20 protein-coding genes and 1 pseudogene are annotated in these 21,759 nt (G+C 45.0%); 4 read left to right on the top strand and 17 right to left on the bottom strand.

Annotation, left to right across the window (positions count from 1 at the left end; all coding sequences use genetic code 11):
• Positions 1–174: 174 nt before the first annotated feature.
• Positions 175–2,097 carry an ATP-binding cassette domain-containing protein gene (locus tag BM122_RS01955; RefSeq protein WP_074903173.1) on the bottom strand — a complete coding sequence of 641 codons (1,923 nt, stop codon included), beginning with the start codon at positions 2,095–2,097 and terminating at the stop codon, positions 175–177.
• Between the two features lie 130 nt (positions 2,098–2,227).
• Positions 2,228–2,665, bottom strand: coding sequence for an Hsp20/alpha crystallin family protein (locus BM122_RS01950; RefSeq protein ID WP_074903171.1), 438 nt, complete (start codon positions 2,663–2,665; stop codon positions 2,228–2,230).
• Between the two features lie 421 nt (positions 2,666–3,086).
• Here BM122_RS01950 and BM122_RS23075 point away from each other — a divergent pair, with 421 nt between their 5' ends.
• A complete protein-coding gene (locus BM122_RS23075) occupies positions 3,087–3,251 on the top strand; it encodes a hypothetical protein (protein WP_177198019.1) in 165 nt (54 codons plus the stop codon).
• 371 nt (positions 3,252–3,622) lie between these two features.
• Here BM122_RS23075 and BM122_RS23070 read toward each other — a convergent pair whose 3' ends face one another.
• The 3 genes from BM122_RS23070 to BM122_RS01940 all read right to left on the bottom strand — a co-directional run bounded on the left by BM122_RS23070 (position 3,623) and on the right by BM122_RS01940 (position 4,479).
• Positions 3,623–3,769: a hypothetical protein gene (locus BM122_RS23070; protein ID WP_177198018.1), complete on the bottom strand. Its 147-nt coding sequence runs from the start codon at positions 3,767–3,769 to the stop codon at positions 3,623–3,625.
• A 138-nt stretch (positions 3,770–3,907) separates the two neighbouring features.
• The gene (locus BM122_RS25790) at positions 3,908–4,066 is read right to left on the bottom strand and encodes a hypothetical protein (RefSeq protein ID WP_371264880.1); all 159 of its coding nucleotides are present in this window, start codon (positions 4,064–4,066) and stop codon (positions 3,908–3,910) included.
• Positions 4,063–4,479 (bottom strand): hypothetical protein, encoded by a 417-nt coding sequence (locus BM122_RS01940; RefSeq protein WP_143083278.1) that lies wholly within the window; start codon positions 4,477–4,479, stop codon positions 4,063–4,065. Before BM122_RS01940 ends, BM122_RS25790 begins: the two co-directional genes overlap by 4 nt.
• A 774-nt stretch (positions 4,480–5,253) precedes the next feature.
• Between BM122_RS01940 and BM122_RS01930 the strand changes: the two genes are divergently transcribed.
• Positions 5,254–5,793 (top strand): THUMP domain-containing protein, encoded by a 540-nt coding sequence (locus BM122_RS01930; protein ID WP_074903166.1) that lies wholly within the window; start codon positions 5,254–5,256, stop codon positions 5,791–5,793.
• A gap of 24 nt (positions 5,794–5,817) precedes the next feature.
• Positions 5,818–7,029: a CapA family protein gene (locus tag BM122_RS01925; protein ID WP_256211837.1), complete on the top strand. Its 1,212-nt coding sequence runs from the start codon at positions 5,818–5,820 to the stop codon at positions 7,027–7,029.
• 55 nt (positions 7,030–7,084) lie between these two features.
• Here BM122_RS01925 and BM122_RS01920 read toward each other — a convergent pair whose 3' ends face one another.
• The 8 genes from BM122_RS01920 to BM122_RS01885 form a co-directional block, all read right to left on the bottom strand.
• Positions 7,085–8,407: a replication-associated recombination protein A gene (locus BM122_RS01920; RefSeq protein WP_074903164.1), complete on the bottom strand. Its 1,323-nt coding sequence runs from the start codon at positions 8,405–8,407 to the stop codon at positions 7,085–7,087.
• Positions 8,400–9,014, bottom strand: coding sequence for an outer membrane lipoprotein periplasmic chaperone LolA (lolA, locus tag BM122_RS01915; protein ID WP_074903163.1), 615 nt, complete (start codon positions 9,012–9,014; stop codon positions 8,400–8,402). The genes BM122_RS01920 and lolA overlap by 8 nt, the downstream gene beginning before the upstream one ends.
• Positions 9,015–9,255: 241 nt before the next feature.
• Complete coding sequence (locus BM122_RS01910) at positions 9,256–11,661, bottom strand: DNA translocase FtsK (RefSeq protein WP_074903162.1); 2,406 nt, start codon at positions 11,659–11,661, stop codon at positions 9,256–9,258.
• Positions 11,662–11,878: 217 nt separating this feature from the next.
• On the bottom strand, positions 11,879–12,847 hold the full coding sequence (locus BM122_RS01905; protein ID WP_074903160.1) for an ankyrin repeat domain-containing protein: 969 nt from the start codon (positions 12,845–12,847) through the stop codon (positions 11,879–11,881).
• Positions 12,848–13,044: 197 nt separating this feature from the next.
• Positions 13,045–13,800 carry a DUF2182 domain-containing protein gene (locus BM122_RS01900; protein WP_074903158.1) on the bottom strand — a complete coding sequence of 252 codons (756 nt, stop codon included), beginning with the start codon at positions 13,798–13,800 and terminating at the stop codon, positions 13,045–13,047.
• Positions 13,801–14,018: 218 nt separating this feature from the next.
• Positions 14,019–14,627: a DUF1326 domain-containing protein gene (locus BM122_RS01895; RefSeq protein WP_074903157.1), complete on the bottom strand. Its 609-nt coding sequence runs from the start codon at positions 14,625–14,627 to the stop codon at positions 14,019–14,021.
• 21 nt (positions 14,628–14,648) lie between these two features.
• The gene (locus tag BM122_RS01890) at positions 14,649–15,383 is read right to left on the bottom strand and encodes an SDR family NAD(P)-dependent oxidoreductase (protein ID WP_074903155.1); all 735 of its coding nucleotides are present in this window, start codon (positions 15,381–15,383) and stop codon (positions 14,649–14,651) included.
• Entirely contained in the window at positions 15,380–16,039 is a 660-nt protein-coding gene (locus BM122_RS01885) for a DUF938 domain-containing protein (protein WP_074903153.1), read from the bottom strand. Before BM122_RS01885 ends, BM122_RS01890 begins: the two co-directional genes overlap by 4 nt.
• Before the next feature lie 225 nt (positions 16,040–16,264).
• Here BM122_RS01885 and BM122_RS01880 point away from each other — a divergent pair, with 225 nt between their 5' ends.
• Positions 16,265–17,836: a sigma 54-interacting transcriptional regulator gene (locus BM122_RS01880; protein WP_074903151.1), complete on the top strand. Its 1,572-nt coding sequence runs from the start codon at positions 16,265–16,267 to the stop codon at positions 17,834–17,836.
• 128 nt (positions 17,837–17,964) lie between these two features.
• On the opposite strand, the pseudogene BM122_RS26505 reads toward BM122_RS01880, so the two are convergent.
• The 4 genes and pseudogenes from BM122_RS26505 to BM122_RS01865 all read right to left on the bottom strand — a co-directional run.
• Positions 17,965–18,215: pseudogene (locus BM122_RS26505) on the bottom strand (hypothetical protein); the annotation flags it as partial.
• Positions 18,202–18,615, bottom strand: coding sequence for a type VII toxin-antitoxin system HepT family RNase toxin (hepT, locus tag BM122_RS01875; RefSeq protein WP_074903149.1), 414 nt, complete (start codon positions 18,613–18,615; stop codon positions 18,202–18,204). The gene hepT and the pseudogene BM122_RS26505, both read right to left, overlap by 14 nt.
• Entirely contained in the window at positions 18,612–19,079 is a 468-nt protein-coding gene (gene mntA, locus BM122_RS01870; RefSeq protein WP_218151966.1) for a type VII toxin-antitoxin system MntA family adenylyltransferase antitoxin, read from the bottom strand. Before mntA ends, hepT begins: the two co-directional genes overlap by 4 nt.
• On the bottom strand, positions 19,060–21,744 hold the full coding sequence (locus BM122_RS01865; protein ID WP_074903147.1) for a DEAD/DEAH box helicase family protein: 2,685 nt from the start codon (positions 21,742–21,744) through the stop codon (positions 19,060–19,062). The genes mntA and BM122_RS01865 overlap by 20 nt, the downstream gene beginning before the upstream one ends.
• Positions 21,745–21,759: the final 15 nt, after the last annotated feature.

The raw sequence follows: 21,759 nt of genomic DNA, 5'->3' as shown, positions 1-21,759 counted from the left end.
GCCAGTAGCAAGTAATAATTTAACAGCTGCTGACTTTTTCACTTTGTGCGTCCTCCTCTCAAAAATGTAAACTTTAAACGATGAGTCATGTTAAGTCAATGAATATAATAGTAATCTCCCTGTTGTGGATAGGGAAATTATCTGTGATTTTTTCCAAATAATCTTCTTCTAATTTTATGCTGTTGATTGCTTGGATTCCAATTCTTCCCAGCGTGCAAAGCACTTAGTCAGCTCTTGCTCTATTGCAGAAAATCGTATTTGCAAAGCCTTGGCATCCTCAGGGGAATTTCGATAAATTGCAGAATCACTCAATCGTGTAGTAATAGATGATTGCTCCTTTTCCAGTAAATCAATTTTTTCAGGCAAAGCTGCCAGCTCACGCGCTTCTTGATAACTCAATTTAATACGTGAAGTAGATGTGGATTTAGCTTTTTTGTCCTGTGAAGCAGGAGAAGATTTAGGTGTAGCCACTTTTTGCTGAAGTGCCACCTCCACAGAATGTTTACTTTGAACCCATTCTTCATAGCCACCTACATACTCCCTTAAAATACCATTTCCTTCAAAGGCAATTACCTGGGTCACTACATTGTCAAGAAATGCGCGATCATGGCTGACCAGAAACAGTGTACCGGCATAACTTTGTAGCAGCGTTTCCAGTAACTCAAGCGTTTCGATATCGAGATCATTTGTTGGTTCGTCCAATACTAACACATTAGCTGGTCGCGTAAATAAGCGAGCCAGCAGCAGCCGATTACGCTCGCCACCTGACAATGACTTAACTGTTGAGCGAGCACGCTGTGGGGTAAATAAAAAATCTTCCAGATAACTAATAACATGCTTACGCTCACCATTAATCTCTATGAAATCAGATCCTTGGCTGATTGATTCTACTAACGTTAAATCCGTATTTAACTGCTCACGCATTTGATCGAAATAGGCCACCGTCAGCTTTGTTCCTGTACGTATGCTTCCCGAATCGGGTTTCAGCTCCCCCAATATAAGCTTCAATAAAGTTGATTTTCCGGCGCCATTCGGACCCAACAATCCCACCCTATCCCCCCGCATGATCCGGCAGGAGAAATCTTTAATAATAATCTTATCACCGTAGCTTTTGGAGACATGCTCCAGCTCTGCGACCAGCTGCCCAGAACGCTCCCCTAGTTCGATATTAAAATTAACCGATCCGACACGGTCACGTCGGGCTGCACGTTCCAGACGTAATGCTTCCAATCGCCTTACCCTACCTTCATTGCGTGTACATCTAGCCTGAACACCTTTTCGTATCCAGATTTCTTCTTGTGCCAGCACTTTATCAAATTTCTGATGATGCACGGCTTCGGTTTGAAGAAGCTCAGCTTTCTTCTGTTGGTAAACTGCAAAACTCCCTGGAAAATTCTCCAGATGTCCACGATCAAGCTCAATAATTCGTGTAACAACATTATCTAGAAAACGTCGATCATGCGTGATGAAAATGACACTACCGGGAAAATCCTTGAGTAAACTTTCTAGCCATTCAATAGATGAAAAATCGAGGTGATTGGTCGGTTCATCTAACAATAGTACATCTGGCATCACTACCAAGCCACGTGCAAGCGCCACTCGTTTTCTTACGCCACCTGAAAGAGTTTTTATCTGTGCATCTGGAAGCAACCCGAGCTGATTAATCACAGTATCTACTCTCGTTTGAATACGCCAACCATCCTGCGCCTCAAGTATGCTTTGCAAATCCTGCAGGCGCTCGAGCAATGCTTGGGTATTTTTTCCGCTTTCACTCAAAGCATGAGAAATCTCATGATATTCGAGCAATACTTGGCTTAGATTTCCAAGTCCTTTGGAGACTTCTTGGAATACTGTACTGCCACCTTCAAATTGTGGCTCCTGTGGGACATAGACCAGTTTCAATTCTGGTGCATACCAGAGTTTGCCATCATCCAACTTAATTTCCCCTGCTATTACACGCAGAAGACTTGATTTACCACTACCATTACGGCCAATTAAACCGATACGCTCCCCTGCATCAAGTTGCAAATCCACATGATTCAATAATGCATGGTGACCAAATGCCAGACTGGCATTCTCAAGTATTACGAGAGGCATGAGAAAAACAAGAAAATTAGCAAGCCTGTAATTCTTTCATGAATTACAGGTCTCAGTAAAATAATTTTTTATACAGGGGACTTTTATTCAAAGCATTCTAAAAAGAATGGAGCCCGAAGGCTCCATTTTATTACTCGTTTGATGCCACATTAATTTTCTTAGGTTGCACTGATTCCCGCTTGGGAATAACAATCTCCAGCACACCATGTTTAGAAACAGCAGAGATAGCATCCGGATTTGCCGTATCTGGCAGACTAAAGCGTCGATAAAAAGAGCCATACGTTCTCTCAACGCGCTTATAACCTTCTTCTTCAGTCTTGGCTTCAGTCCTTTTCTCACCTTTAACCGTCAATACTCCATTCTCCATACTGACATCTATCTCCTCTGGCTTAACCCCGGGCAGATCAGCGAGCAACACAAACTTATCAGGCTCTTCCTTGATATCCACTGCTGGAACCCACTCCGCCGTAGCAGAGGAGCCTTCTCTTGCCGCATCACCGCGCATCTGCTCCAGTTCTTTCTGAAGTTGAGTCAATAACCCCCAAGGTTCATAACGCATAATAGCCATTTCATAACCTCCATATCACAATAAAAGTATATTTAATCGGGTTGCCCCACAGTATTTTCATGTAGCGTACCTGCCTATCTTCTCTTGCGAAAAAATTCTTAGGTTCGCTCTGATATTTTCCATTTGCACAAATTTTTTCTCATGTCTATAAATTTCAAAAATCCATTAATATGCTCACTGATAGTCATATAAGGAAACAATATGTACTGATCTTAATATAAGAATACTCACTATATTTTCAACCCAGGTAAAACAAATATTTCGATAAATATCAAATTTCATTTTCCAGCCTCGCCGCGAGCGTTAGTGGCACTAATTAGTATAAAATCTACTCTATATAGATCCAGATAGATCTTTTTTCAAGCACTCGAATCAGCTATAAACATAGTCAAAATTTTTCAGCATGATGAGGAGAATTAGTATGATCAGAAACCCTCGTACCAAACGCATTTTATCTATTTCGCTATTTATTTTAGGGGGTGTGCTCATCTTTCTGGCACCAGAGAATGCATGGGTTGGAGTGGTCCTTCTGAGCCTTGGCTTAGGTGTAGAGATTGCCGCACTGATCCTCAGCCATCGCAAATAAAAAATAGCCAGATTCTCCATTCCATTCTGTTCTGGAGCTATTTAGTTTGATCATGGCCTATAACGGAGATAAATATCCATCCCTTTCCTGATCAAAACTGCTTCAAAATCACAAAAACTTCGCTGCCATTCTATATCTTCTCCACAGATTCTGCGGAAGAGGCCAAATAAATAACTAACTCACCAGAACCCATTATTGATATTAGCTGGAAGATAACCAAGCATTTGGTTGATGTGATTGGAGTAGGAAAAGTGGAGGATCTGCTTTTCGCCAATTGCCACGTAATTCCATTTCCAAATCAAAAATGACGCGAAGGCGAGCCGCAGACAGTATTAAATAATACGGCAAGGGGAAGCCGACAAAGTCACCCATTAGCCGACCTCTGTCAATAGCCTAAATAACACCCTGCCACTAAAAATAGCATAAAAATTAACTTTACCCACTGCTGCTACGGATACCGCGCCCGTTATGTCGTTGTCTTTGACGTCGAAGTCACACGCTCCGCACCAGTCACTCATCTGGATTAATATAGTAATCTTACTTTTTATCCAAGTACTTGGTAGTTCACTACCTCACACAATCTTCGGCACCAAACCGTGTCCAAAATATTTTCACAGAGTTCATGGCCAGCTTTGGCTGCCCAGACTTAATTAATATCACTCACGGTTTGGGCGAAACCTAAACAACAACAGCCAACCGGGATATCCAATCAATTTGATGTTAATTGCTTCGATCGCCGCTTTACCCCGGGTTCGGTGCAAAAACTTGAGGGTGATGTCATTTGATGAATAGACATGCATCCAGTCGTTCTTCATGTCAATTCGGAAAGACGTTTCATCGACATTAATCGCGGGTGAATTGAGTATCTTCTCGACAGCTTACTACTCCCAGCTTGCCAGGCCTGATGAAGACGCAGCACGAACTTTAACAAGCTGACCTCAGCAATTACGACCCCTATCATCGATTTCACCAACTTCTGCACCCGGTTCAGAGCAACCATCTGACCGATCAGTAAGTTAATCACAAAAGTCTTTAAACCATCGCCATATTGTAACAGGCCGTGTATGTCCGGCGGGAAGACGCCTTTTATCGTGGCACCACAGGCTGGACAGCGTTTGATTTCAGCATCCACATGATCAATGACTTTCTCAAATACCATATCGATCTTGGTGCGCCTTTCATGATCAATACAGAGAACATCACTGAGATCTTGTGATCTTGTGCGCACGCTTCGCAGGCGAGCACTGGAGAAACCGTAACGGTTTCGTTAACGTGGGTATTGCTGGCCTAGTCTTTGTTCTCACTTTTGCCTTTGCCGTTACTTCCAGGATGACTTAACACGGATTCATCTTTCGATGTGAATGAAGAGGGTTGGCTGGAATGGCTACTGTCTTTTTTAGTGCTGCGCTCAAGAAAGAGCGCCAGAATCAGTCCGACCATCATAAACAGGCTGTTTATGATTGCCTGGCTTTCAGACGATCATTTACCTTTAGCACCAAGACGATCAAAGTCTGCTTTTAAACGGCTGAATTCATCTCTGACTGAAGTTTTATCCAAGTTCGTCATGTTGATGTTTATGGATTATTATCGATAACGCCATCATCACACGGCTTTTTTTGGCGCCTGGTAAGCCAGTCAATGAGGATAAACTAGACTCATCCCGACAAAACAGCAAAACCATACTGAAAATGGCTCATCACTGCATCTAAGGTGACTACCGTGGGAATTTATCAGTGCGGCACAAAATTGAATTTTTGTCGTCCAAAAACTTGTCAAGTATTTTTAGAGGCGCTCTTTAATTATTTCGGGGGAGTGAGTAGTTCAGATTTTATTTCTAAATCAAACATGAGATGAAGGCAGACGGTAGACAGTATAAATAAATGGCAAGGCGAAGTGAATAGAGTTAGGCTTGATTTAGAAATGGAATAAGTTATTCGGGCCTGGCATCTTTCTCTAAAGCCAAATCATGCATCCATTACTTATCATTCGAAGGTAAATCATCATGAAAGATTGGAACGTTGTGGTCACTATCGCAGAAAATTGCTTTAAGGAAGCTTTTTCTTTACTATCGCATTATGATCATGTTGAAAAGACACCTTTTCGCAACGTGCTGACCCTCAAGGTTGAGAATACCGAAACATTTCTCAAATCTTTTCTCCAGGACATGCAAAAAGATCCAGCTTATAAGCGCGTATTCTGTCGAGTCATTCCTTGTACTCACTGCTTCTTTTTTCAGACACTCTCAGCATTCGAGGAAAAGGCCAAACAGTGCATTCAGTCATTTCTGCCCCAATTGGCCCATCGCAGTTTCCATGTACGTATGCATCGGCGTGGCTTCTATGGCACGATAAAAAGCCAGGATGAAGCAGGTTTACTCGGCGACTATCTGAATGAGCAATTACGATCACTAGGGGCTGAGGGCAAAGTAACATTTGATGATCCTGACGTAATTCTGGATGTTGAAATCGTCGCACAGCAGGCAGGCTTCTCGTTATGGACCCGTGAACAACGCAACTGCTATCCGTTCTTAAAATTGGGCTAATTCAGCAATGACTGATGAGTTCAAATGAAACGACGCGATTTTCTAATCGGATCATCCGCAGCTCTCCTGACATTGACTACCGGTATAGAGAAAGCAATGGCAATAACCGACTCTGAAGCATCCACACAAAAAACGCCCATTACACTGTTTTTATGCGGTGATGTGATGACGGGTAGAGGAATCGATCAAATATTGCCTCACCCCAGCAAACCGCAATTATATGAACCCTATGTAGAAAATGCGCAAGAGTATGTCGAACTGGCCGAAGAAATCAATGGCAAAATTCCCAGACCGGTAAGCTTCGATTATATTTGGGGCGATGCGCTGATTGAACTGGAAAAAATAGCACCCGATGCACGTATAATTAATCTGGAAACGAGCATTACTACCAGCGATGAGTTTTGGGTGAATAAAGGCATCCACTACCGCATGCATCCTGAAAATGTGCCCTCTCTCACCGTTGCAAAAATTGATTGCTGTGTACTGGCAAATAATCATGTACTGGACTGGGGATATGCCGGTTTGACTGAAACCTTACGCATCCTGACCAATGCTCACATCAAAACTGCCGGTGCCGGTACAAACTTGCAGGCAGCACAATCGCCGGCTATCTTGGATATTCCCTCAAAAGGAAGAGTCATTGTCATTTCCTGTGGCACGGAATCCAGCGGCATTTCCTATGAATGGACAGCTTCGGCCAGGAAAGCAGGTGTTTATTTCTTAACCGATTTATCCCGCAAAACGGTTGATCACATTGCAGCACTCGTGCGTCAGAATAAGCGCCCTGGCGATATTGTCATCGTTTCCATCCACTGGGGTGGAAATTGGGGTTATCGTATTCCCGAGGAACACATTGATTTTTCTCACATGCTGATTGATTCTGCCGAGATAGACTTGCTGCATGGTCACTCTTCTCATCATCCTATCGGACTGGAAGTGTACAAAGAAAAACTTATTTTGTATGGATGCGGTGATTTTCTGAATGATTATGAAGGTATAGGTGGTTACCAGCATTATCGTGGCGACTTATCCTTGATGTATTTTGTCAGTGTTGCACCTGCCACGGGTAAATTGGTTAGCTTGGAAATGGTGCCGCTGCAAATCAAGCATTTCCGGTTGAACCGCGCTTCAGCAGAAGATGCACATTGGCTGCAGCGCACCTTGGATGAACACAGCAGCAAACTCAATTGTAGAATCAAGCTGACATCAGACCGGAAATTAAAAGCTGTTTACTAGGATAGGAGAAGAAGGACGCAAGTATATTCGTTCTTTATGATTCTTTTATTAGTCCTCAAGGTTTTGTATGACGCTTTTTTACCTGTTCATCCAGTTTTTTTAAGTACTGCATTTTTTCAGCAATTTTCGCCTCCAGCCCGTAGGAGGTAGGGTGATAGAAATCCACTAGCGGCATGTCATCTGGGAAATAACTTTCACCCGCGGCATAAGCTTCTAGCTCATCATGCGCGTAACGGTAGTATTGCCCAAAACCCATGTCTTTCATAAGCTTGGTAGGCGCGTTACGTAATCGTAGTGGTACACGGCGCGATTGATCGTGCTCGACATATGAGCGGGCTTTTTTGTAAGCAAGGTAAGCTGCGTTACTTTTGGGAGCACAAGCCAGGTAGAGCGTTGCCTGTACTAGCGCCAATTCACCTTCCGGGCTGCCGAGGCGCTCATAAGCATTACAGGCATCGAGTGTAATGGTCAGTGCACGCGGATCAGCAAGGCCAATATCCTCGGTAGCAGTACGAATGAGGCGCCGACCGATATAGAGCGGATCGGCACCACTATCGAGCATGCGGCACATCCAGTAAAGAGCGGCGTCCGGGGAAGAACCGCGGATCGATTTATGTAAGGCTGAAATCTGATCGTAAAATTCGTCACCACCTTTATCAAAGAGACGCATACTGCGCGATAGCACATTGCGGACAAAGTCTGCATCGATCTCACTTATGCCTTCGGTCTCGGCAGCAATATCCGCCTGCTCGAGCAGGTTCAATAAGCGCCGCGCATCACCATCGGCAAAGGTGATCAGGAGATTTTTTGCTTCATCTGAGAAATGCATTTTCTGCAGCTCTAACTGACAGGCGCGCTCAAGCAATTGCTTAAGTTCCTGCTCGGATAAAGGGCTCAGCATATACACTTGCGCGCGCGAAAGGAGTGCACGATTGACTTCAAATGAGGGATTTTCGGTAGTGGCACCGATAAAGGTAATCAATCCCTGCTCAACATAAGGCAGAAAAGCATCTTGTTGTGCCTTATTAAAGCGGTGTACTTCATCCACGAACAATAGAGTGCGGCGACCTGATTGCTGCAATATCTGCTGCGCCCGTTCAACCGCTTCACGGATATCTTTTACACCAGACAGTACTGCCGACAGCGCAATAAATTCAGCATCAAACACGTGCGCCATGAGACGTGCCAGGGTCGTTTTTCCACTGCCCGGCGGTCCCCATAAAATCATGGAATGCGGTTTACCAGATTCAAAGGCAAGACGGAGAGGTTTACCAGCGCCTAACAGATGCGTTTGACCAATGACATCATTCAAGGATTGAGGTCGTAAACGCTCAGCTAATGGCGCAATGGGTTTTCGCTGGGTAAATAGATCAGTCACTGATCACATCGGCCCCTTTGGGTGGGGTAAACTGAAATAAATCGGAGGCAAGAACGGGATTGGTTTCGAGATCAGTAAATACCAATAAGGTAAACTGGCCGAAATTATCGCGTAAAACCATTTCACGCAATTCTCCTTTTTGAGAAAAACCCATGCGGATCAATTCAAATGAACTTTCCTTAGTTTTGGGTATAGCTTCCAGCCATTCCATCTCATCATTCACCTCGACTTCTGTAAGATCAAAATTTCGTTCGATCGTACTACTGCCCGCCAATAAAGCAGCCGGACTGCTGCCGATCGCCACATCCAGCTGACGTACCGTAACTTGATTGAGATCTTGATCGTAGAACCATACCCTGCTACCGTCACCGACGATCAATTGCTGGTAGGGTTTCTCATACATCCAGCGAAACTTGCCCGGTCGTTCAAACATCATGACACCAGTGGCTTCCTGCATTACCTGAATATTTTTATTAAGCAAAGTTTGTGAAAATACCGCTTTGAAAGTTTGTGCTTTCTGCACGAATGTTCTAAGGCTATTGATAGCAGAGGCTTGAGCAAAAAGGGGAAGTAAGCAAAGTAAGCAATATAAGCTAAATCGAATCATGCTGCTCCTTAAAAATAATATTTGAATGGAGCGGGTATGAGTAGACATGTTTTCATTATCCATTCAATTTGATCATTATTCACGCGCGAACGCTTTGATTAATTAGTCGAGCCAAGACCAAGTGCAAGGTGGACAGAGCATGAGAAACGAGAAAACGAGCAAAGCGAGTTTAGAGTTTGCGAGTTTCTGAGTACCACCCAACACGGCCATTCACTTGCGCAGGCAATTAATCACTGCTTCCTTAGTCATCTCGGTTAGGGGCTAAAACTTCCCGGTTACCATTGCTCTGCATGGCGGAAACAAGGCCAGCGCGTTCCATTTCTTCGATTAAGCGCGCTGCGCGATTGTAACCAATACGCAATTGTCTTTGCACCAGCGAGATCGAAGCACGGCGTGATTTGAGCACAATGGCCACTGCTTCATCATATAATGGATCCGATTCCCCTCCTGCCTGCCTGCTTGTTTCACCATTCTCGCCGCTCAATTCGCTCTCTTCATCACTTGCTTTGAGCACTTCCTCAACATAGCACGGTTCACCGTGTTCCTTGAGATATTCCACTACTTGATGCACTTCATGATCAGCCACGAATGCGCCATGGACCCGCTGCGGATAACCGCTGCCTGGTGGCAGATAGAGCATGTCACCCTGACCAAGCAAGGCTTCTGCACCCATTTGATCAAGAATGGTACGCGAATCAATTTTACTGGAAACCTGGAAAGCTATTCGGGTGGGAATGTTGGCTTTGATCAGACCCGTGATGACATCGACTGAAGGCCGTTGCGTCGCCAATAGCAGATGGATTCCCGCCGCACGGGCTTTCTGTGCAAGTCGTGCGATCAGTTTCTCGACCTTTTTTCCCATGATCATCATCAGATCAGCTAGTTCATCGATCACCACCACAATCAGTGGCATTTCTTCAAGCTGCGCAGGTCCATCCGGCGCTATACTAAGTGGATTAGTCAGTACTTCCTCATTATTCTTGGCATCACGGACTTTTTGGTTATAGCCAGCAAGATTACGCACTCCGAGGGAAGACATCAGCTTATATCGCCGTTCCATTTCAGCCACGCACCAGTTGAGCGCATTAGCCGCATCACGCATATCGGTCACCACCGAGGTCAGCAAATGAGGAATTCCTTCATAAACCGACAGCTCCAGCATTTTCGGATCGATCAGAATCAGTCGAACTTGCTCAGGTGTGGCTTTGTAAAGCAGACTCAGAATGACTGCATTGATCGCCACTGATTTACCCGAGCCGGTTGTACCTGCCACCAGTGCATGCGGCATTTTCGCGAGATCAGATACAATCGGGCGACCGCTGATATCCTTGCCGAGTGCAATGGTCAAAGGCGATGCCATATCCGCATATGGCTGAGAACTGAGGATCTCATACAGCCGAACCATTTGCCGCTTGGGATTAGGAATCTCCAGACCCATCGTAGTTTTACCAGGAATGGTTTCGACCACACGAATGCTGGCAACGGAAAGCGCGCGCGCCAGATCCTTGACGAGATTAATGATTTGATTGCCTTTGACACCGACAGCAGGTTCAATTTCATAACGAGTAATGACCGGCCCGGGATGGGCAGACACTACTTTGACTTCAACCCCAAACTCCTGCAATCTGCGTTCGATCAGACGGGAAGTAAATTCCAGCGTGTCATTAGATAGCAGCTCAACATCTTTTTGCGGCTCATCCAGCAAATGAAGCGGTGGCAACAGCGCATCAGATGAATCGGTAAAAGAAGAGGTTATTTTTTCTTTAACAGGGCGCGCAGGTTTCTGAATAGCGGGCTCAGGCAACTCTATCCGCAAAGGTGGGGACGAAGACTCGGCAGGCTTTTTTTGATTCTCTCTGACAGGCTTCCCGGGAACCTCTCTGATCGGCTGATTGTCTTCTTTATCCTCCTTAAATCGCATGGAAGCCTCTCTGATCGATTCATTATCTTCTTTATTCTTCTTAAAGCGCATCAAGAAGGAAATCACTTCATGACGACGATCTCGCAGAGCCAATAAGCGGTTCCATAGAGATAGGCAAGATTCTTCAATAGCTTCGCCTATCATTTCAGTGATGCGTACCCAGGATAACCCGGAAAACAGACTGAATCCTATCGCCATCAAAATAACCAGAATGAGCGATGTACCAGTAAAACCAAGTATCAGGGAAAGGTTTTTACTCAGGGTTTCGCCCAGTATCCCCCCCGGCACTAAGGGAAGTGATAGGTTAATCGTATTCAAACGAAGTGATTCGAAACCGCTACTGGCTGCCAGCAGAATCATAAAACCTGTCAGTGAAATGAGCAGCGCACGTGGATCGAAGATGCTGGCAATATCGATGCGGCGATAGCTCCAGAAGACTGCCGAAAGGAAAAAAACCACCCACCACCACGCTGAAGCGCCAAACAGGTAAAGTAGCAAATCTGCCAGCCAGGCGCCAGCTCTGCCTCCGGCATTACCGATCTGATCGATATGGTCGCTATGTGACCAGCCGGGATCAGTACGATCAAAACTAATAAAAATCAATATCAGATACAAGGCGATACCGCTCAGTATCAGGGTACCAGCTTCTCGAAACAATTTGGCGATTCTTGGAGGCAAAGGGTTAGGGTTAGCCTTTTTCGCCATTGGTTTATTGACAGCAGCCATGTAAATATCAAAAATAAAGAAACAAAAACCAATTAGGTGTTATGAAGATTATAAAGAAATTCTTAAGCAAGCTCTTATCATTATTGGTTAACTCACTTATGAATCAGCGAAACAATAGGGAGATTGCAAAGCACCTTATCATAGGTAACTACCACGATTTCTAGCGAAACAACCTTTTCACGAGATCTGAACAATGGTTGAATTCAGAAAAGCTTGACTAATTATTAGCGGCTTTAAGCAGCTCAATGATCGCCGGATTCTTGGCCATATCCAGCGCAGTTTTACCGCTTGCACTCTTAAGCTCGGAATCCGCACCTTTTGCTAATAACAATTTAACCACATCCTCATGCTCGTGGAGGGCGGCCCACATCAGTGCCGTGACGCCATCCTGATTCTGTTGGTCGATATTGGCTCCTTTTGCCAGTAAGGTTTCAACCACAGCTGTTTGCCCATTCTGGGCAGCTAATATCAGGGCGGTAAAGTCGTTGACAGCCTTTAGATTAGGCTGTGCACCACTGGCCAACAATGTTTCGACCACTGGCTGATGCCCTGACAAAGCAGCTAAAATAAGTGCAGAAGCACCATTTGTGTCTTGCAAGTCAGGTTTGCCCCCTTTTACTAGCAATGCTTTTACACTTTCCAAATGTCCATTCTGAGCAGCCAAGTGCAGTGCAGTCGTTTGAGCCTCGTCTTGCAAATTCGGATTGGCTCCTTTTGCTAATAAAGTGTTGACGATAGCAGTATGACCAAGGGCAGAGGCAACCATCAGGGGTGATAAACCGTTTGTGCTTTGCAGATCGGGATTGGCGCCTTTAGCCAACAAGGCATCGACTATATCTACATGGCCATTCTTAGCTGCTAGCAGCAATGCTGTTCCTCCTTGAACATTCTGGAGATCAACTGCCGCATTATTTTTCAATAGTAAGTTCACGACAGCAGCATGCCCATTCTGCGCAGCAACCGCCAGTGCGGTAAACCCGTCAGGGTTCTGCAAATCGATCTTAATACCTTCTTTTAGCAATTTTTCGACAGTTGCGATATCGCCTGTCAGGGCTGCCTTGAGGAAATCTACTTCCTTATTGTCAGCAAAGCTCACCGATGCCTGAATGAGCAGCATGATGATTACTATCGTTATAAAGTATAAACGCTTGAATTTCTCTCCAAGCAAAATTTTGATATCTTTCATTAATCTACCTGAAATAACGTGACCTTTAATAGGGGCCAAGTATAACGCACCCCCTTTCAAGTCGTGCTATTTTTTATAAGCAAAATAATTCCATTTCTAAATCAAAGCTGGCGCGAAGACGAGCCGCAAACAGTATAAATAAACGGCAAGGAGAAGCCGACAAAGTCAGTTTTAATTTAGAATGGAATAACACCCAATTAAGACTGTGCTCCTACTAACCAGCTTCCCCATGCTATCAACAGAACTCCGCCTATTCTACAAATTAGCTGGCTCTTGCCAGGCACAATTTTTTCTGCCGTAACAAGTAAGGTGATCAGTGCCATACCTGGCAAATTCATTACTCCTACTGCAAACATGATTAGCATCTGCGCCCAACAACACCCCACGCAAACACTGCCGTGCTTTAATCCTACATAAAAAGCACCCTGCGCACCTTCTCGCCATTCGGTTAATAAAAAACCCATCGGTGACCGACAGGATTGTAAAAAACCACTTTTCCATGGTGTAAATTGATAGATGCCTGCACCGATAAAAATGGCAGCTGCCAAATGTTCATTCTGGTTATTCATCATGGGAGACAAAAAATGTAACCCATGCATTTGCCACTGCAACCCTGTCAGTACCATACTGAACACAAACCATACTACCAGGTAAGCTAGGACAAACAGGATATTTAAATAATAAGAAGTTTGATAACGTTGCTTGCAGATCCTGGAAAACACCAGAAACATAGGAATGGCTGAGGGCAGCATCATGGCAGCCATCATCACTGCCCACATGGAATAAACCCATCCGAAATCGATAAGCTGCCATGATGAAATGTCTGCCGGGGGCATCCACATGTCCGACATCGGTAATGAAGTCATCTGCCAATACTGATAAAACAAATAGGCCCAAGCAACGATCACCACAGCTGACAAGCATAGCAAAATCACGGATTGCGTATTAGGCATGATAAGCAAATAACGGTTCTTATTCCATTTCTAAATCAAATCTGACTTTGTCGGCTTATCCTTGCCGTATTATTTATCCTGTCTGCGGCTCGCCTTCGCGTCATGTTTGATTTGGAAACAAAATTATTCTCGATAAGCAATCACTATAAAAATGAAGAAATTACTGTTCAGAATGCAATAACAGATTTATTTAGATTCTGCGCCATTCTTGTCATTCTTTAAGGTTGGTAAACAAAAGGAGAATAAAATCCATTGCGCTCTGTAAATTTCCAGACCTTATCGTAATCCTGGTACTGATAATGGCTGGATCGTGCAACCACGGCAGGATGACTGGTCACTACGCATAACGGTGGATTATCAATGGTGGCATCACCCTCTTTGATACCTTGAATACCTTCGATTTCTGCCTGAGCAATGCCAGGGATACTCAGTAGCCGCTTATTACCTTGCTCCTGATAATCGATTCTGACTTTTTTGGCACCTAATACTTCACTGACAAAACTCATTAAAAGTGCTGGATGCCCACCCTGTTGACCACTGAATATCTGGGTAATCGCATTGAACTGTTCATCATTCGCGCGCTCATCTACATAGAGGGCAGCCTGCCAGTTGCCATCTTTCATATGGCCTGGTGAATAACAGGCCAAAGCGACATTTAATCCATCCAGCGATTGATTCTCGAGATGACCGGATTCGATATGCCAGGCAACCAGTAATTTGCAATTGCCTTCAGAGGGAGGTTGCAGCCAGATACAAGGGCAGGATGTGACACAATTACAGGTTTCAAAATAACTGCCCTGTAAACTCCAATTTGTTGTCTTGTTCATGTTTTTTTCCTAGCTGTTATATCAAAAAGGTTCTTTAAAAGGCCGTAAATCCAGTTCATGTGTCCAAGTGCTGGGGTGCTGTTGATGAATAGTCCAATAAGTTTGCGCAATCGCATCGGGTTGCAATAATCCCTCCTCGCCCTTTGCTTTCACATATTCTGGAAACTGACTGCGCGCTCGGTCACCAGCAATCACGCCATCAATAATGGTATGAACAACATGAATGCCTTGAGGCGAAAACTCCCTGGCCAACCCTTGTGCCAATGCCCTTAAAGCAGCCTTGGCAGATGCAAATGCCGTAAAAGGGGGTCTGGCTCTCAAGGAAGCGGTTGCACCGGTAAAAAATAAAGTGCCATGTTGTTGTGCTTGCATGATACCAATTGTTTGCTTTGCAAACAAAAAAGCACCCAAGCAATTCTGCCTCCACAAGACAGCAAATGTCTTGGTATCCGTTTCCAGAAAGGGAGCAGGTATGTTGCTATCCACATTATAAGCTGCAATGTCGATGGCATCACCGCGCGATCGCACCATTTCGAACAATCGTCTAACATCTTCATCAACTGTGATATCCGCCACAACAGGAGTAGCTGAACCTCCTCTTTGTTCGATATGCTGCGCTACTTTCTCCAGTTTATCTTCACTGCGGCCAACAATAAAGACATGCAAACCTTTTTCAGCAAAACAACTGGCCAGCGCGGCACCTAGCCCGCGCACTGGTCCGACACCGGCGACGATAGCTGAACTCAGTTGGCTCACTGCGCTATTCTGCCAAAAATCAGCGAAAAATTATTGCTCGGCATCTCGATCTGTTCCTTCAATTCCATCCCATGATTTGCTGCAGCTTGTTTCAAATCAGCAATATCCTTGAGCCCCCATTCCTCAATACCTGCGGATCTGAGCGTTGCATCAAATTCCTTGTTTGAATCGGTAGAAAATTCGCCATGGACCCGGAAAGGTCCGTAAATCAACAAAAATCCGTCGTCCTTGAGTAAATGTTCAGCACATTTCATCATGCCATCCGCAATCGAAATAGGTGCGACTTGGAAAATATTGATACAGAAAATCGCAGCAAATGACTTTTCTGGTCCTGGATTAAACCAGGTCTCCGGCTTGGTTAAATCCAAATGAACGGGATCAGCAATATTGTTGTTACCGCGTTCGCTGGTCAGCTTTTTGATATTATCAAACACCTCGATATCCCTATCGGATGGCTGAAAATGCAAATGACTAAAATGGGGCGCAAAGTAATTGATATGCATACCACTGCCGCTGGCCATCTCCAGAATACGTTCCGGGTCCTTAGGCAATTTTTCTTTAAGCACCCCCAAAATGGGTTCACGATTGCGCGACCCTGCCCAGGCAACATACTCGCTTAACGGATGGGGATCTAATGGTGGCATATCCTGATTCATACGTGAATTCTCCTGATGATGAAATAATGCTAAAAGATTTAATAAAAATTTGGGGTTATGGATAAATCTAATTATTTTTAGATGCAATAAAATACTAGCAAATATCATGCCACTAGGTCTAAATAGCTTTTCCCATAATTCACAATAGCTTAGTTAATAGATATTGCCATATTATTGTATCCATGCTTCAATTTGTGAAGTTTCATTTCACAAAACTCATTGATCATGAGCAACAACCCTCTTTCTGAATTAACACCGGTTTTTTTCCTGCAAACTTTTATTCTTGAGCTGATGCATGCCAGTGAACAACAGGGACAAAAGCACTGCGAGCAGCTGATTGAGCATATCGCCAAAACCGCAGGATGTTTTTTTGAAGAAACTTATCGAGAAAATACGCATAAAAGTGAACAGCTTGATATTGAAAGTTATATCGAACTCATACTCGGCATTAAAAACAATATCGGCGGTCAATTTTCACTGGTCTCAACTAATCAGGACTGTATTACAGTTACCAATTCCTGCTGTCCTTTTGGTGAGCAAGTTATCAATTTTCCAGAATTATGCAGAATGACCTCCAGTGTATTTGGAGGTATCGCAGCCAGAAACTTTGGTTATGCCAAAGTTGAAATCAAAAAAAGCATCGCTCGCCGGGATGGAAAGTGTGATGTATGTATTTACACCAATCCGCAGACAGCAAAAGGACATGCAGGAATGGAATATACTGATACAACACCGGTCAAGGAAATTAAGGATATTGACGAACTGCACTGCCGAATTGAAACAAGCATGCAACGACTTTGGCACAAACAAAGCAGGCAAATATCAAAAAAATATCAACCACCAGCGATCGTAGCAAAATCACCCATGATGCAGAAAATACTGCAATCAATCGAGATTGTTGCACCTACCTTGGCAACGGTGTTAATTCAGGGTCAAACAGGTGTGGGTAAAGAGCTGATTGCGCGTGCCATCCATGCGATGAGCGATCGCAGCCAAAAACCATTCATCGCCATTAACTGTGGTGCAATTCCGGAAAGCCTGATTGAGAGCGCTTTGTTTGGACATGAAAAAGGTGCTTTTACTGGAGCCATCGAAGTACACCAAGGCTATTTTGAGCGAGCCGAAGGCGGTACGTTGTTTCTGGATGAAGTTGATTCATTGTCACCAGCGGCACAAACCCGATTGCTTCGTGTGATCCAGGAAGGTGAACTGGAAAGAGTTGGCGGCAGACAAACATTGGCGGTTGATGTAAGGATCATCTCAGCTACCAATCAAGATCTGGAAAATCTTGTTAAACAGGACCTGTTTCGCAATGACCTGTACTACCGCATCAACGTAGTCCGTTTAAGCATCCCCTCCTTGGCTGAACGACCAGAAGATTTACCTTATCTTGTGCAATTAATCATTCAGCGTTTGAACAAGAAGTATAACAAAGGGGTTGAATCAGTTAGCCGAGAAGTCATGCAGAAAATCCGCGCCTATCATTGGCCAGGCAACGTTCGCGAGTTGGAAAACATCCTTGAACGCAGTATCCTGTTTGCCAGCGGCAAAGAAATGACCGAACTGGATTTAGATTTTCCAACTGAGGCAAAAAGTGTTATTGAATGGAAAGACGTAAAAGAACACACCCTTGCCAAAATTGAGCAATCATTCCTTGAAACAGCTTTAAAACAGCATCACGGAAATATAAAAAGAGTCTCTGAAAATATGGGCATTACATCACGTGCTGTTTACGCCAAACTGAAAAAATACAAAATAAACCTGGCGGATTACCGTGAGCTCAATCAAAAATTATAAAATGGATCAAGATTTTTTTACATCAAGTAATCTGCCAGGTTAAGGTTAAATCAAAGGTGGAATTTTGTTGCCTCTAAAATGACAACAATTGAACCCACATTGTGACTAACATGAGTTCGACATAAGGATCATATCACCACGGCTGGAAGAGCTTGAGGGAGCCTGATATTCAGTGAGGGATTCTTCTCGCGGAACGTGCAATTCCATTTCCAAATCAAAAATGACGCGAAGGCGAGCCGCAGACAGTATAAATAATACGGCAAGGTGAAGCCGACAAAGTCAGTTTTGATTTAGAAATGGAATAAGTCACCAGCCCGGCTATCAGATTAACGAAGAAGTTAAATGGGCTGCGATGGCGGGAATGCTCAATTTGCCCAATGCAGCGCCTGGTTAGCAAATTCAAGCAGATCCTGGATACGATGCTCAATCACATCGATCAAGATTTGCATGTCTAATTCCTGATATTCATGCACCAGAATATTACGAAACCCAACCATTCCTTGCAGTTTACGCATCATTTTTTCACCGATTATTCCGGCTTGCGCTAGCAAGGTAAAGGATTCACGGCTATCGCGTGGCAACCCGAGTTTACGAATTTTTACCAGATGATTGGCTATATCGATCGTTAATTCTGCAGCACGCTGCAAATTCATCGCCACCGCATCCAGGCGAAGCTGATCTTTAACAAAGGGCACACCTGTTTCCATACGGTAATATCGATCGATTTGCTTGAGGCAGCGTTCAATACTGACTTTCTTACTGAGAATAACGTCATTCATAGGTCGTAGAATTTTCCACTGCGTAAACCTTCCGCCAAAATGCCCGCGCGTTCCTCATTGAGTTTCTGATAGAGCGAAAGCACCAGCATTTCAAATTCATCAACAGCCGTTCCAGGGGCCTGAAAAAGACGCTCTCCACCCATAATAATTTCTTTTTGCAACACTGTCGGGGCCAAGCGCAAGTTGATCAAGTCCACATCCCTGTTGACTGCCGTTTGCAATGCCTGATGCAACTCACTGAATAAAAGTGAACCCGCCTCTTTCGCCTGCTTGGGCGGCAACAGCACAGCGATGTCTACATCGCTTTCGGGTCGTTCATATTCCGTCCCCCATGATCCGAACAGGTAAATCGCCTGGGTATCCGGCCAGGCATTCAAAATCAACCGAATCAACTGTTCTGCGCTGCTCACGGTATCGTCTCCATACTTAGTGGGGTATTGCTGATTAGCCATTCTTATACTCACGAAACCCGGCTAATAAATCCGCAAAGGATTTGGGCGCGTACTGCTTGAATGCTAACTCATCCACATAAATGTAATCATAATTCACATTTGCTTGTAGCACGTTGATATCCTCACACCACTGACGCAATCGTTGCATTTTCAAAGGCACGTCCAAATCTTGCTGCCCTTTGGTTTCTACCACCACAACCCGATTAGAAGGCAATTTCACCAAGAAATCCGGGTAGTAGTTGGTAATATCGCCAGCCGCGTTGACATAATCCAACTTGAAATGCACTGCCAGATAGTTCTTGGCAAAAGATACTACATCGCTACAATTCTCCAGAAAACTGGCAAACTCAAGCTCGAAATGACTATCGCCGATTACACGATTGAATACACTTTTCTTGGGCATCAGATAACCCTGATCCTTCACAACAAAGGGACGAGTTTGCCGCAGCTTGATGCTATCGCGGATTGCTGCGTCACCTCTGGTTTGTACCGTCAACGCGTTAATTGCCTTTTTGAAAGCCTCAATCACAGTTTTCGTGGCAGCCAGTTCTGATAAGTTACGCAGCGTATTGGGTGATTGGAGATCAACCGTCTGAGCAAAAAGTACATCCCGGATAAATATCTTGATTTTGCCGTATAGCACATCATAACCACTAACCAGGCGCAATTCTTTCATTACAGTCTGAGTGAAGTAGCCGATTACGCTGCGGTAATCCGCTATGCCAGCAGTATCCAGTACCGTGGTATGCGTAATTTCACCCGTCGTGATATCCTTGAAGATGATCTCACGCTGCTCTTCCTCGCTGAATGGCTGATAGACCACTGGCTGGAATATCATGGTACCGGTATTCAAATCATTGAGATGCTTGTATGCACGATAGACACGCGGCGCCAGCACTGGAATCTCAATATCCAATGCCTCAATATTCTTTTGTGTATTGTTATGATCAATCTCGATCACCAAGGGTGTTTTAGGTTCGGTCCCCTTGCCCATCGCCTTGCGTTCCAGCACCACCCCCTCCGCCTGGATCGACTCCACAAACTCCATGAAGGCATCGGTGCCAATCACGCTGACATATTCCTCCACGCAACCAACATACATCTTGCGCAAGCCACGCCCCAATGTCTGCTCCGGCAAGATGTTGCTTTTGGCAGAGTAAGCACGCAAACCGACGATAGTCGTCACATTGCGCACATCCCAGCCTTCTTTGAGCATCAGCACCGATACGATCACCTTGTACGGGCTTGCCAGGGTATCAATCTCATTGGCCTGCTTGCGAAGCTGCTCCAGCTCCTCTTTGGCCTTGCCTGTCGAAGCCTCGGAAATCTCGCCATTATTCTTGGTGTGAATCACCAGAACCGCTCCCTTCAACTCGGGGTAATGACCCTCCAGATACGCTGCCACCTCATCGCAGTTTTTGGTGTCATCCGTCATCACAAACAAAATGGCTTTTTTATTCAGCTTCCGGTGTTCCTCATAGGCTTTGCGCCACTCGATCACCCCCAGATCAATATAGTCCGCATATTTTTCGGTGTATTTGGAACTTTGCCGCTCGCAAAATTTGGCACGACTGGCAGCATCCGGCAGCACAGGGTGCTTGACCACATTCTGCCAGATTGCCTCCACCAAGGGATAATCCGCTACTGTCTGTACAAAAATCGCCCCGTTATTGTGCTTGGGCGTTGCCGTCACATCCAGTTGAAGACTGAGGGAGCCACCCTTTTGCAGGAGCCGATGATGAATATCCTGAATCGACTGAAACCAGGCAAGCCTCGCATCGTGAATATGGTGCGCTTCGTCGTTGAGTATCATCAGCTCATCGAGGTCGCGCACGATCATACCCAGATCCACCTTTGAATCAGTGGTAGCGCCACTAGGCCGTTTACCCAGGAAATAATCCATCGTATTGTCATCATCCGGCGAAGGTGGAATATCCTCTCCGGCATACACGCGATGGATATTGGTCAGAAAGATATTACCAATGCGGTGCGTCACGCGCACATCGTCTTGCAAATGCAAGGTAAGCTGAAAATCATCGCGCCAGTTTTGGCCGTCGAAGCCGTTATCAAGTATCACCGGATCGTCAAAGAAAATACGCAATCCCTGGAAATCCTTATAAACGCGATCCAGCACGATGATATTGGGCGCGATCACCAGAAAATTACGGGCAAGCTCGGAATCCGCTTCATACAGCTTATGAAAGAAACTCCATGCCAGCGCCAGACTCATCACCTTGGTCTTACCGCTGCCTGTTGCCATTTTTACTACGAAACGCCGCCAAGTCTCGTCGAATAGGCTAGCCGACACCGAACCACTGCTGTCGAAGCGCATCAGATCAAATTTATCTTTCACACCGACTACGTCATACAGATAAATGATCGTCTCCAACGCCTCGCGTTGCGCGAAAAAATATTGAAACTCGGCAGTTGTACCATCAGCCTGCGGTAACAAGTGCGGCTCCTTGAACCACCAGTTGAGTAGGCTTTGACTGGTGCGGGTTGCCCCGACATAGCCGCTATCGCGAAACGCTTTTACCTTGCGCCGCAACTGTGATACCAGCGGTGGCATGAGTTTATCCATGCTGGTTTCGCGCAACGCCTCATCTGCCGGAAACCAACGGATAGCGGGATCAAGAATGGCGTGAGGTGAGTGAGGAAAATCCTTGTGTAGAGCCATTAATGATTTTCTACC

The sequence above is a fragment of the Nitrosomonas communis genome (assembly GCF_900114745.1).
Classification (GTDB): Bacteria; Pseudomonadota; Gammaproteobacteria; order Burkholderiales; family Nitrosomonadaceae; genus Nitrosomonas; species Nitrosomonas communis_A.
The sequence above is the reverse complement of the archived record's forward strand: the minus strand, read 5'-3'. Positions and strand labels throughout refer to the sequence as shown.